At 57.3% G+C, this 12,681-nt stretch carries 12 protein-coding genes; 8 read left to right on the forward strand and 4 right to left on the reverse strand.

Annotated elements, in window-relative coordinates:
* The first annotated feature begins 98 nt into the window (after positions 1 to 98).
* Complete coding sequence (locus tag QN357_RS13835; protein WP_323505037.1) at positions 99 to 413, forward strand: Lrp/AsnC ligand binding domain-containing protein; 315 nt, start codon at positions 99 to 101, stop codon at positions 411 to 413.
* Between the two features lie 356 nt (positions 414 to 769).
* Here QN357_RS13835 and QN357_RS13840 read toward each other — a convergent pair whose 3' ends face one another.
* The 4 genes from QN357_RS13840 to QN357_RS13855 form a co-directional block, all read right to left on the reverse strand.
* Positions 770 to 4,144 carry a WD40 repeat domain-containing protein gene (locus QN357_RS13840; RefSeq protein ID WP_323505038.1) on the reverse strand — a complete coding sequence of 1,125 codons (3,375 nt, stop codon included), beginning with the start codon at positions 4,142 to 4,144 and terminating at the stop codon, positions 770 to 772.
* A gap of 146 nt (positions 4,145 to 4,290) precedes the next feature.
* Positions 4,291 to 4,836: a hypothetical protein gene (locus QN357_RS13845; protein ID WP_323505040.1), complete on the reverse strand. Its 546-nt coding sequence runs from the start codon at positions 4,834 to 4,836 to the stop codon at positions 4,291 to 4,293.
* 397 nt (positions 4,837 to 5,233) lie between these two features.
* Positions 5,234 to 6,007 (reverse strand): hypothetical protein, encoded by a 774-nt coding sequence (locus QN357_RS13850; protein WP_323505042.1) that lies wholly within the window; start codon positions 6,005 to 6,007, stop codon positions 5,234 to 5,236.
* Entirely contained in the window at positions 6,007 to 6,756 is a 750-nt protein-coding gene (locus tag QN357_RS13855) for an RNA polymerase sigma factor (RefSeq protein ID WP_323505044.1), read from the reverse strand. Before QN357_RS13855 ends, QN357_RS13850 begins: the two co-directional genes overlap by 1 nt.
* A 119-nt stretch (positions 6,757 to 6,875) precedes the next feature.
* Between QN357_RS13855 and QN357_RS13860 the strand changes: the two genes are divergently transcribed.
* From QN357_RS13860 to QN357_RS13890, 7 genes are all read left to right on the forward strand, one after another.
* Positions 6,876 to 7,385, forward strand: a complete 510-nt coding sequence (locus QN357_RS13860; protein WP_323505045.1) for a ribonuclease HI — start codon at positions 6,876 to 6,878, stop codon at positions 7,383 to 7,385.
* A gap of 117 nt (positions 7,386 to 7,502) precedes the next feature.
* Positions 7,503 to 8,168: a hypothetical protein gene (locus tag QN357_RS13865; RefSeq protein WP_323505046.1), complete on the forward strand. Its 666-nt coding sequence runs from the start codon at positions 7,503 to 7,505 to the stop codon at positions 8,166 to 8,168.
* A 58-nt stretch (positions 8,169 to 8,226) separates the two neighbouring features.
* Complete coding sequence (locus QN357_RS13870; RefSeq protein WP_323505047.1) at positions 8,227 to 9,063, forward strand: hypothetical protein; 837 nt, start codon at positions 8,227 to 8,229, stop codon at positions 9,061 to 9,063.
* Between the two features lie 45 nt (positions 9,064 to 9,108).
* Positions 9,109 to 9,879 carry a hypothetical protein gene (locus QN357_RS13875; RefSeq protein WP_323505049.1) on the forward strand — a complete coding sequence of 257 codons (771 nt, stop codon included), beginning with the start codon at positions 9,109 to 9,111 and terminating at the stop codon, positions 9,877 to 9,879.
* Positions 9,880 to 10,060: 181 nt separating this feature from the next.
* On the forward strand, positions 10,061 to 11,272 hold the full coding sequence (locus tag QN357_RS13880; protein ID WP_323505050.1) for an OmpA family protein: 1,212 nt from the start codon (positions 10,061 to 10,063) through the stop codon (positions 11,270 to 11,272).
* Positions 11,273 to 11,298: 26 nt separating this feature from the next.
* Complete coding sequence (locus QN357_RS13885; protein ID WP_323505051.1) at positions 11,299 to 11,748, forward strand: hypothetical protein; 450 nt, start codon at positions 11,299 to 11,301, stop codon at positions 11,746 to 11,748.
* Between the two features lie 450 nt (positions 11,749 to 12,198).
* Positions 12,199 to 12,408, forward strand: coding sequence for a hypothetical protein (locus QN357_RS13890; protein ID WP_323505053.1), 210 nt, complete (start codon positions 12,199 to 12,201; stop codon positions 12,406 to 12,408).
* The last annotated feature ends 273 nt before the right edge of the window (positions 12,409 to 12,681 follow it).

The following is a 12,681-nucleotide window of genomic DNA, read 5'->3' on the forward strand; positions in this document are numbered from 1 at the left end:
CCGAGCGCACTACTGGTCACACCGCCCGGTGGCCCCCAAAGTCAATATCGGTGGCCCCCAGAAGCGCTAATACTCACGACAATCGATTGGCCCGTCTTGTGCAGTCGGGCACTGTCGTGGGGTTCTCCATCCGGGTGCGTGAGGACCAGGATCCGGGCGTGGTGCAGGCCATCTCGTTCATCGAGGTAGAGGGTCGGGCGACGAGTGACGTCATCCGGGCCCTGCGCGGCTATCCGGAGGTCAGTTCGCTGCACACGACCAACGGGGCCTGGGACCTCGTCGCCGAGTTGCGCACCGCTGACCTGGGCGAGTTCGACCGGCTCCTTGGACGAATCCGTTCCATCCCCGGTGTCCTCAACAGCGAGACCAGTCTCCTGCTCAGCTCCGTCTCCGAGCGTGCCGTCGGCGCCTGACCCGCCGATCGCCTTCGACGTCATCGTCGGTGGAGAGAAGCGTGTCGGCCTGGGAGAGTCCGCCGAGTCCGGCCTCAGTCGGAAGTTCGGTGCCGGATGATGGTGCCCCCGCTGGGACTCGAACCCTAGATCCGGCCCAGTCAGGGCCTCACGGAGGGCTAACTTCCGCGTAATTTCAACGTTTTCCGGTCACCTTCGCACCATTAGAATCAGGGTGATTTCTGGCAAGTGTGGGCAAAATGTGGGCACCGATGTCCTGATGTAAAACATCTGAGAGACAACACGCGCGGCGGGCCGCGCAACTTCGACGACCACGCGCATTGACGGGAGTCAACGTTTTCTAGGCGCATGAGTGACTATTTCGAAGGTGTCGAAATGATGGTCGGAGATGTTGGTTCTGCGTCGCACAACTGTTCATAGGGGATGTCCACGCCCACGTATTGGTTCCATTCTTCGACCGTGAAGCCGGTTCCAGCGATTTCGCACATCTCGTTGGCCCACGTCGCGGCGTCCGGTTGAAAAAGGAGAGTCTTTCCGTTGTACGTACTCCCATCAGAGCGAACCCATGTGATGACAGCCAGGATGTCACCGCTAGGGTTCCATGCCAAAGCAACGGATTGGTGGCCGTCTGACGTTTGTAGTGGCGGGAATACGGCGGACAGACTTCTTCCCTCCAAGATCAGCGTCGTCCCGCTCAAAAGGACTGCCGCCAATCGAGTTCCGTCAGGACTCCAAGATAAATTTTGGGCTTCACTTGGAAGTTGCTGAGTTGCGAGAATCGATTGCCCGTCGGGAGACCGAATCTCCACCGCTGAGTTCCCGGTCAACATTGCGATTTCACCGGAGATTGGATTCACTGCGGTCCGGACAGATGTCCCGACCGCCATCGTCGAGACATTGAGACCCGTCTGAAGGTTATAGAACGCCAATTTATGGTCTGCGCCCGAAGTCTCGGAAGTCGGCCAACTATTGACTATTAGGGTTTTGGCGTCCGGAGTGAGCTGCATCCCGCCAAGGCCTGCACCGATTTGACTTGTAGCGATTGCACTCCAATTGGTCATTGAAAAGAAATTTAAAGTGCCGGAACCGAGTTCGAAGGCTGCGACGATTCCGGATCGCTCGTCTGCAATTACCTTGGTAACGAGTCCGAATGAGTTGACCTTCTTCTGACCAAGCGGGACGTTGATTTGTGCGACCGGAGTGCCGGTCTTCCTATCCCATACTTCGAGTGAGGGAGCCCCGTTGTGCACGCCGCCCGCTATGAGATAGGTCTGCGTTGTGGCAACGTCGTTAACATAGAAGGTGTCGGTTCCAAACCACTTCTCAGCCGAATATTTGACTAATACTGGGTAGTTCCCTGTTGCATCCAAACCACCGGAGATATCTACCGCTTGCAACCCCGATAAGTTGGTCGAATTTGATGCGGCGACAGTCTCAATGAGGTGACCGTCAGGGTCAAACGCGGCGACATTTGACCCGAGGGCCGCCGGTAGTCCATTACGGGTATTCGAAGGGTCTGCGATTGTCAGGCGGCCATCGTCGGTCGTAACAGCAAAGCTATCGGAATTTGGGATTGCTGCCGCATGATTCGCAAGGTTTGCGCGTCCCTTCGAAATCACGGCATTTGCCGAGCGTGCCCTGATATCTCCAGTTATTATCGTCGTTTCGTTCCCGGCGATAGCAATGAGGTCGCCACTTCCTTGGAAGGCCCAGGTCAACGAACTGACGCTACCGCTCACTCCTCCGAAAGGAAACGCTACGCTCCGATGGTTCACCGTATCCCATGTCATGACACCAGCATCGGTTCCAATAGCCAGATCGTCGCTCTGTCCAGCTTTCCAATCCAGGGCCGAGATCGTCCCTATGACACTCCGTTTCGGCACGGTCAGTGTGAGTTCCTTGCCCGCAGGGTCGTAAAAGAAAATTGCACCGACGTTTGTCGAAAAGTAGGTACCCGAGCAGTAGTCTGCTGCATCCAAACAGACGTTAATAGCCGTGACAGGCGCTTTAGATGGCGAGTCGAGGAGACCCGCCGCGACCGCCGTTGTTATTTTCACTGCTTTTTTTTCCTCATTGAAACTGCTATCCGTGGCAGCATATGTCCTGAACATGTCTTCCAAAGACACTGTCTTTTCGAGGCTGCCGTCCTCCAGATACGTCGTTACAGTTGACCCCGCGTATACATCGAAACGGTTGTCCCCGCGGTACGGGAAGAGAACGTCTGCTACCTCGCTCACGGCACCGATGTTTTTTTTGAGAGTCAAATATCCACTCGGGTCGACAACGAAAACGTAGAGATTCGTTCCATCACTGCCAACTACATGGCTACCGTCTCCCGAGGCTCTTAGGTATGTAAGGGGAATGGCAACACTCGTTCGTGATATCAGTTTGAGGTCTGCAATTGTCCAAGTGGCGATGGTTGCGTCATCCCCCGCAGTGATGACAACATCTTTCGTGACGGCCACGGCCCTGATAGGTCCCGAATGCGCTTGGACTGTCTTAGCCGTGAACGCGTTTGCTTCGGCAACAGCAAGTAGGGCGCCGACGGACGTCGAATCAGGATTCAGCCGATAGCTGCTGAGCGCTGACAGCGCCGCTAGCCTTGGATTGACGGCTTGATCCCCAGGCGCCTGAGCGGCCAGACCCGCCGATATTTGCTTCAACTTCTGATCAAATGCTGCGGCACTATTTATTTGTTGCATTACGGAAAGGCCCACCACCAGGCCAACCGCCAGGACAATCACGAGCGAAATTGCAACGTAGAACTTTGTATTGTTCCGAGATCTCGCAGCGAGAATAGCCTCACGAACGTTACGGGCGCCACTGAGCTGTATGTCCAACCGGGAGGCAAGTCCAATGAGACTTTCGCGGGACTCTTCAGGAACAACGATGCGCCATTTGCGTTCGGCCGCAACCTCCAGTTTCTGATTCAGAAATCCAACTTCAGCAAGGTCCTCTCCTGCAAGTCGACCCGTCATCGCGCAATCAGGATCAAGCGTGCGGCGACGCAAAAGCCGCTGCGCCCGCGTGCGCGGGGCGAGGTCATCCAGCGCCACGGCGAGCGCCGCACCCAACGAGGCGCCAGAAATCTCCGCAATTGCCTCGCCATTATCCAGGACGGACCAGACGACGCTCTGACCGGCGTCTCGCAATGGAGATATCGACCATGCGGCTTCAAGTCCCTCTGCGAAGTCTGCATCGCCTCTAAAGAAACTCATGATTCGCGGATCCGGATGCAGGCCGGGTGGACCATCCTTCAACCGCTCCACATAGAGGTAGCCGGCAGATCCTTTTGCGCCGACTCCAGTCGCAAACACGACCGGCAATGCGGTCGGCTTCCCAAATGCCTTGGGGAAATCTGAAGCAAGGGCAAGAACGAGAGCGGCAACAAATCCCATGGCGGGCTCAGCCAAGCGGGCGGTCAAGTGCGCAAAAACGATTCGTATGGCAGTGGAGTTAGTAGATTCTGAACTCGGACCGTTCCATTTCACGAATTGATCGGCGCTGATGGCCGAATGAATCCCTTGTTCACTAAATGTTGCAATCGCACCATCTATGAGAAGATTCGAGCGCTGGGGATACCTCAGGGCGATGGTGACGTCTCGAATGGCCAGTGCCGACTTCAGCGTCGCGCTTATTTCAAAGGGCGGCAGACCCAAGACGTTCGCGACCGGCTCGTTCACCTGTTGGCCATCGGCCAACGCCAATAATTCGGTGGAGCTGAAGTCCATGAGGCTCTCGAAGTCCGCATCCAGTTCTGACTCAAGCGCTGACCTGCAATACTCCATCCAGGACTCGTTTACCGAAGTAGTAAGTTGATGCAGCTTGAACGCTCGGTCCTTCAACCCGTCGGCAACGCTGGGACTGGGAGGATCTATCACTCGGCGTACGCGGATTCGATCTTGTACTCATTCCAGTCGGAATAAGACATCGCAAAGACCGCGGTCTGAGATGAATCTATAATCGGCGCGGTGCACGTGATCATGGATCCTGGTACTTCGATTCGGTCCGGATAGTCGTGGTTTGTTAGTTCGGAGCCATAACAACTGATCGAGGACGAGTCGATCGAATGCTGAAGTTCGTTCATCGTCTTCAGCGCATTCACGGCGACATCGCTTGCATCTGTGTCGGGCACCGATTTTCTGTCCGCAATGGCTTTTACAACACGGGTGGCAAGCTCACTGCCAGTGTGCGCGATGAAGGCCTTTACTTGAAACCCGGCGTTCGCCGACCATTCGACGTCTGCCTCGGCGGATATTGTGCCGCAACAGGAAGCGTTTCCGCCATCTTGAGCGATCCACTTGACGTGGAACGCCCCGCTCTGGAGTTGCGTAATCGCCAGTGCCGCTTCGCGGCCGCCATGGGTCTGCTCGGAGAGCGTCTCGTAACCCAGCAGCTTGAGCTGTGCATCCCAAATTGCCACTGTGTCTGACCAAGACACACCACCCGCATTGCACCCGATTATCGCCGCGTATTGACGAGCTGGCTCCTGTGTGCCAGCTACAGCCGCGACCGGGTCGATAACAGGCGTTGAGGAGGGGTCTAGCGGAAGAAGATGCAGATACGTCCCGCCTTCATCTTCAGAAATACCTGGAAGAACACCACCAGCTAGCTGCCCAGCCGGATGGTCACAAAGCGATGGAACAGGTGCTGTCAAGAGTGCCGACAAGTCAGACGGCGCCGTCGAGGCGTTTACAGGGTTAGTCAGTCCCGCATCGCTCGAGGTTGATGGGGATACGACGGGTGCCTCGCTGCAAGCAGCCAATGCTATAGACGATATGAGCACGGCAACTCCGAGCAGCGAAATTGTACATTTCCGACTACTCACCGCTATCCGCTGCCGGTCTGCGATTTGGGAAGGTCAGACCATCGCGGATCATGTTGAATATCGGATCGCCGGGTTGGAGTAAAGCAGCGATGGCGCGCCAAGCCAGCTGATTCGTAGGACTTGCGGCGGCGACGCTCTGAGTGATTTCCGTAGAAAGTGATTCAGACAGATCGGCAATTGCCCTTGGCATCAGTATCGAAACATCCAGCCACTCGCTCTCAGTGCGAATGGTCGCCTCCGAAACAAGCAGTGACCCCTCGTCGCCGTTGAGCACGAGTAGATGGGTGCGCTTCAAGGGGCCATCGGACCAAACGACACCTACGACGTCCAGCGGGCGGGCGGCATAAGGTTCAACGGACACTACGACGTGAGCGGTAGCGGGGCCAATGCTGGAAACCTGTACGCTAATACCTCTGTCTGCTCGGTGCACTTCCGGGAGCTTTGATGGGTCACTCGCCGCCGCTCGCACCCGCCGATCTAGGCTCGGGAGGACGAGCAACAGCTCTGCCTCAAAGACAAGCTGTGCTGCTTGTTCAGCGAAGTCTTCAGAATGCGCATCCTCTGTAGCGGAGATTTCGGCTCGGATGCGTGCGCTCACGCTGGCCCAGAAGTTGGAGACTTCGGTGTCTGTGAATGGCGCCGGTTGATTCAATAGATCATCGCCCACCTCGTCATCGAACTTTTTCGCCACGAGTTCGAAGTAGCTCAGGATCTCGCCGGAGTCATCGTCGGTCGAGGGATGAGACATCGGCTCACTCTCCTTCATCAGTCCGGGTTTCTATACTCGTCGAGGCGGCCATCGTCCAGATCGGCCCGCATGTACTTGAGTGCGTATCGGCGATGCGTCTTGACGGTCTCGACAGTGACGTCTAGCGTCATCGCAATTTCAGTCTGAGTAAGACCGTCGATGAATGTCAAATATGCGATTGCACGTTGTCGCTCGTTGGGGATGGATACAAGACTCCGCGTGACGTGGTCTCGAATCTCACGGCGCGCGGCCCTCGATTCCGGTCCTGTAAGTTCATCGAACGGCCGAAGCTTGCCTACAACTTGTGTTTCCTCTATGGGACGCAACTCCCCCACTGGATCATAGAAGCCGTCCCCCCAGTCCCCGTTGTCTCGCTGACGTCGCGATTTACGTAGGTCGTCACGGAAGAGATTGTTTACCGCAGTGATCATTAGCCCCTTGTATGAGCCGTCACTCATTGGAGTGGTGTTGTAGCACCGCCAAACTTTAATTGCAGCCCTTTGCACCAGATCTTCGGCGTCGTGGTGATTCTCGACAAGGTTGAAGGCGTATCGGAGAAGCATCGCGCCGTGTCGCTGAGCATCGATGTGCTCACTGGGCAGGCATATAGATGCGCTCGGATCAGGGATCAAATCAAACTCGAGATCTTTGAGGTCATCAGAGTCATCGAACTCGTTTAGGTCGTCGACGTAGACTTCATGGTCCGAACTTCGGGCGGCTTCGTCATCACCGGGCGCCTCATGAGCATGCTCGCTTCGCGCTGCCATCCGATCTCCCCCGTCACGCTACGTAAGTCTGGTGATCGGTTTAACCCCCGATGCCGTTTCAGTTCGTCTCTTCATTCATAAACGTGTCATCACACGGTTCATCATTTGAGGAGGCTGCAATGAACAGAAACAATATGCTCACACTAGCCACGGACGGCTCTAGTGGCAACCGAGGCATGTCAGGTTGGGCATGGGTAAGTGAGCAGGGAACTTACAGGGCCGGCACTCTGGCATCGAGCAGCATTCTCGTTGCCGAGTTGCGAGCCATCACTGAGGCCATTGAGGCCAATCGTTCGGCAAATCGGATGTGCGTACTAACGGATTCGCAGCCCGCCCTGTCTTTGATCTCTGAGACCATCTCCACCGGAATCATCCGCGACCGCCACGGCAAGCCCGGGGCGAAGAATGCGGCCGCTCTCCTCAACAGGTTGCATTGGCTTTCACGCAAACACGTGATCACTTTCGAGTGGATCAAAGGTCACGCCGGACACCCACTCAATAGCGCCGCAGACCGTCTAGCCGTGCAGGCCCGTCGATGCGCTCAGCTTGGCGGGAACCCCGGATCCATGACCGCTATCTATAACCGAATCGTTGAAGAGACCCTCGGTCAGACCGCGCTCGCGAGCTAGTCAGGCTGGGGAGTCCAAATCGGGAATACGACATTAACCCCCAGCGACCGATCTCGTCGTCTCTCTTCATAACTGCACCAACCACTTCAATGCGTCATTCAACAGAAGGCAATCAAAATGAAGAATCCGTTCCGCAAAGGCACGAACGATGCGACTACAGGCCAGCATGCCGAGCTGATCACACTGACCGCCTGGAACGACTCGGGCATCCACGCATTCACTCCTATATCGTCCCCGGACGCCCTGATCCCAACCGGACACTCATTGCCGGGGATCAACCCCCATGTGATGGACTTGCGCCAGACAATCACCGACAAAGTGCAGGCATTGGCGCGGGCTGGCGCTCTCGACGAGTTCACCTATGACGTGCTCGACAGTTGGATCGACACCTGGCACGAGACGTGGGTGGCTTCAGTCGTTCAGCACGCGGAAGAGCGCCGCCGAGTGGCCGCACGCTTGTTCGCCACGCACAGGCAGAACCTGGTCACGGAGAAGGCGCAGCTCAGCGATTGGGTGGAGCGCAAGGCCGAGCTTGATGTTGTTTACAACGCGTTGCGTCTTGAGGCTGGCTTCACACAACTCGATGCTTCCCCGCTCGGTGAAAAGCTCTCAGAAGAACACCATTCCGAGCTCTCCGAATTGCTGACCGTTAAAGGCATCGGCCAAGGAATTAGGAACCCTGCCGAGAGTGTGTCGAACGGGAAGGTGGCGAGCTCGCATCAATTCGGGGTCGCCCACGGCCGCTTGCGCCCGGTGGAGGGATCAATGGCAGCCGACGAGTAACCAACTAACAGATACCGCCTTCCATCACACTTCCGTTCCGCCTAAAGAAGGAATCATCATGAGTTCCACCACACCGCCCGTGTCCAACGAGGCGCAGGCCTCGGCACGCTCACATCACACTCGCGCCCCGAAGGGCGTTGCGAACGGCGCGCGCATCTACGACCATGCAAAGCGCGCAAATGTCGCGGTCACAGCGATTGTGCTCACGGTAGCGTCTCTCGTTGACGTCGCTCTAGCGAAGTCGGCGTTCGACAGCGCCCTGCGGCTGCCCGAGTTCATGTCGTGGTTCGTTGCCGTAGGCTTCAGCCTCGTCGCGGTTGCCGGTGCCTTCATTGCCGGCGTACAGGCGAAGCACGGGCACCCTTTGCTCGCCGCTCTCGCTATCCTCGCGCCCGCGACAATCGCAATCGCGCTGTTCGTTCTACGAACCCACCCAACGACCTCGGCAGCTGTCGGGTTTCAAGGCCAAAGCAGCGCCTCAGCCGGTCTCGAAGACACCATTCTGGCCCCCGTCATGCTGCTCGTTTTCATCGGCACAGCCGTACTCGCGGTTATTGACGGCTATCACCTCACCGACCCCCTGAAGACAAGAACAGCCCGCGTTCGGGATCTTCGCGCTGTCGCTGCGGACACGGTCTCCACGAAACGCGGTCGTGTCGTTCGAATCGCAGAAGAAAAGATCATTGCGCAACATGTCCTTCAGCAGGTGCCTTTTGAACTTGCAGTCGCATTGAACGCGCTCGAAGCCACGGCTGACGAGATGAAGCAATGGGCCCGCGTCGAAATCGCACAGGCCCTCGGCGATCCAACTGCAACCAGTGGAAAAACCGGCCCCGTAGCAGGTGTGACGACGGAGAAATTGCCCCAGAAGAACGACCCCAGCTTCCCCGCCTAGAACGACCGCCATCTTCCATTCGTATTCATTCGCCCAGGAGCCCTCATGACATCCCAAAAAACAACCACGAACCGGCCCTCTCTGGTTCTGGCCGCCGCGCCGGCCCACCCCCTTCGCTACCCAATCCATCTTCGTATCAACGACGTCGTGGCGGGGTTCCGCGATGGCCGCTCCAATCTCGTGGACACCGCTCCGCGAGCCGAAAGCCCCATGCTCGAAAGTCGCATCGAGGAATTCAGCCTCCCAACCTGGCTGCGCAGCAACTCTCACCAGTTCGCCGAACGGGCTGGCCGCGAGTACCTCGTCGCCCATCAAGACTCCGCGTCGAATCTAGAGGCAATCCGAGCTTCCGCCGCTGAGATGCTGAATCTTCAAACTATTCGCGACGCCGCCGCCGCCGATCTCAGTTCATCATCCCTGGACCCCGCTTCGATCAGCGGCCGGCTGCCGAGTGAAAGTGATCTCACGGACGAAGCCGTCAGCGTGCGACGTCGACGCGAACACGACCTGCTTCTCGCCCGAACGACGAGTCGGCTCGCTCTCGCCGAACGCGCACTCGGCGATGCCTCTCAGACTGTGGCGCGATTGACATCCGAAGTCATCACGAATTACGAATGCCTCGTCGGTCGAGTGGAAGTCCTGCGCGAGTTCCACAATCGGCGCGCCACGGCCTATCAGCGTTCATTCATGCGACGTTTTCGCCGAACGTGCCTTGACCAAAATATCGCTGGGTTCTCATCATTCATGCGATACAGGATTTCACTTCCCGAGTGGTGTACCTCGCCTTGCCCCTGGCTCGTCGGCATCGAGCGATAGGCACACGACGAAGCCACCACACCCGATAGGGATACAACGTTTTCACCGGATTTGAATCAACAAAAACGCGTTACGCGGAACAGCGGGGAGGCCACCAGGGTCTCCCCCGCTGTCTTTAACCCCAGCCAGCGACTTTCGCCGTCTCTGGACATATACCGCTCATCGAAACTTGGAGTTCAACATGCAGATGCACCGCCACACGAATACCAAATCTCGCGCAATCGGTTTTGCCGTCGCAGTTACCCTTGCTGTGGGATTGAGCGCGTGCAGCAACGCTGAATCGTCGGCTCCCGCCGTCTCCGTTCTACCCATTCCAACTCAACTCGACATCATCGTCTCGGTGCACGCAAACGCTCCCGCTCCTGCACTGCCCATCGAGCTCAAAGCGACCGTTGACGCGGCGATCACCGCCTCAGCGCCCATCAGCGTAATCGCACTCGACGGGAATCCCGAAGTCATCTACAGCAGCGGTCCGTACAAAATCTCCCAGGTCAACCCGACCGCCACAAATGATGACATCACGGCCCAGGAAACAGCCCTGCTGGCTGCAGTCAGCAGCGCCAAAGCCGATTCCAATGGGTCGAACCTAGGCCTCGCTGTTCGCGTGGCAAAGGACCAATCAACCGCAGTCAACGTGTCCAATCCGACGATCATCATTATCGACTCCGGACTCCCAGACACAGGAACTCCAAATCTCACAGACCCCGGAATGACAGTCGCTGATCCGGCTGAGGTCGCCTCCATGGTGAAGCAACGGGACGGTCTTCCTGATCTCACCGGCAGCACAATCGAATTGGTCGGATTTGGGTACACCGCTGCACCCCAGGCTCAGCTCACCGGCACTCAACTTGAGAACATCGCCCAAATCTGGGAAGAATCATTCAAGCGCATGAACGCAACAACTGTCACAGTTTTACCAGTTCCTCGCTCGGGCAACGGACCCGACACAACGTTCACAACGAAGACCGTCGAAGTCTCGGCCGATCCGACCCCGAACTTGATCGAGGTGTCCCTCCACCCACTCATCTACGGTGACGGATCATCCCTCGGTTTCCAGCCTGGTACGGCCGATTTCCGGGAAGCCGCTGCCGCCAAGGCGACACTCGACTCAATCGCGCTCTGGCTGACTGGCTCACCCACACATATCGCAACAATAATCGGCACTACTGCAGGCACCGACACGCTTGAAAGCCAGATCCATCTAGGCCAGTTACGCGCGGACGCCGTCGCTCGAGAACTGCTCAACCGCGGCTGCACGGCTGCCCAGATCACCGCCACCGGTGTCGGTACTCAATGGCCCGGCTACGTCAACGACGTGCGCGCTGACGGCACGCTCGATCCCGGCATTGCCGCCCTCAACCGCACAACACAAATAACCCTCGGAACGCGATGAGCACGGATGTGCCATTGCCCTTCACCATGAATAAGCTCGAAACCGCCTTTAACGCCTCTCCACTCCTTTGGCATCGCCCAACGCTAGGTCGCATCAAGACTTATTGGACCATGACGGGGCACGGACCCGAGCAGCTGTCCGAAAACTCCACCGAGGACCTCAAGCACCTTGACCAAATAGTCTGGACGGTCTCGGACCACTCAATTCTCTGCAGTTCCAAAAGATACGATGCTCAGATTGCGATGCAGGCCCAGGCGGCAACTGCCCAACGACTCATTGAAAGCTGGAACCACACACGTCCCTGGCCGTCGGGCGACATCGACAAGGAAGCAAGTCGATTCTGTAGCAGCATTCTGATCCCACTATTTTCCGCTGACTCGCCGGCGAAAATCGCACGGCTCATCCTCCTCGCCGCAGAAGCTACAGCAGACTTTCATTTCGTCATGCACAACGGTCTCATGACTGCTCCTCATTGAACTTCCGCCTGAGCCTAAAAGCGAGCGTTGGACCGTCATGCAGTTGTCTTACGATTGAGCGCGGGAAGGGTCCTTTGGATAATTGGGCACGTGCTGTAAGCCCCGCGTATGACCTTCGGCATTTCGGATGCCGTCTCTCGGCTTCTCGCTCGGCCTGTCGATATCCCAAGTGATTTGACGGAAAGACTGTGGTCCCATCGCGGCCTCGCAAGGACTTGGGTCCAAGAATTCAATGTGGTGACGGACCGATTGGTCTCCCCACGAGTGCAATGTCCGCGCCTCACATGAATCGCTGCTCGATGCACGATGCACGATGCACGATGCACGATGCACGATTCACGATTCTATGGCCTCCTTTTAACCCCATGAGCGGTCCCCATGCGTCTCTCGTATTAGAACGCCGCACCCGCGGATTGATCACAACAACAACAACAACACGCAGGAGCCCACATGCAACTCCCCAACCTCCCTCACCTCGTCAACACCGCGATTGTACGCGCCGCGGAAAAGCAGACCAACGCAGCGGAAATCGTCCGGAAAGCCGGCGAAGAAGCGAAACGCGCCGCCGAAGTCGACCGCAAGGCCCGAGATGCAGCAAGGGCCAGGCAGGTCGCGGCTGAATCGCGGAGGCGAGCTCAAGAAACCAAGCAGAAGCGGTAAGCGTCATGACGACGTGCGAACGGTCTACCCGTCGCCGACGACTGCAGCACTAGTGCCGCAACACAGAACATCCAAAGCCACAACTAGAAGGAATCAAGATTGACACGCAAGACTCACCTCACTCAAAGGCCTCGTTGGGCCGCGTACACCTGCCGTGGATGCGGAACCCTAATCTCGGCCCCGACGAGCTTCCGCAAATGCCCGGTTTGCGGTATCCGAATCAATTGACCCAGTCCCCTCACTAGAGGTGTTTTGCGTCACCGGTGTTTGCCG

Source organism: Cryobacterium sp. RTC2.1, assembly GCF_035018685.1.
In the GTDB taxonomy this organism is placed as follows: Bacteria; Actinomycetota; Actinomycetes; order Actinomycetales; family Microbacteriaceae; genus Cryobacterium; species Cryobacterium glucosi.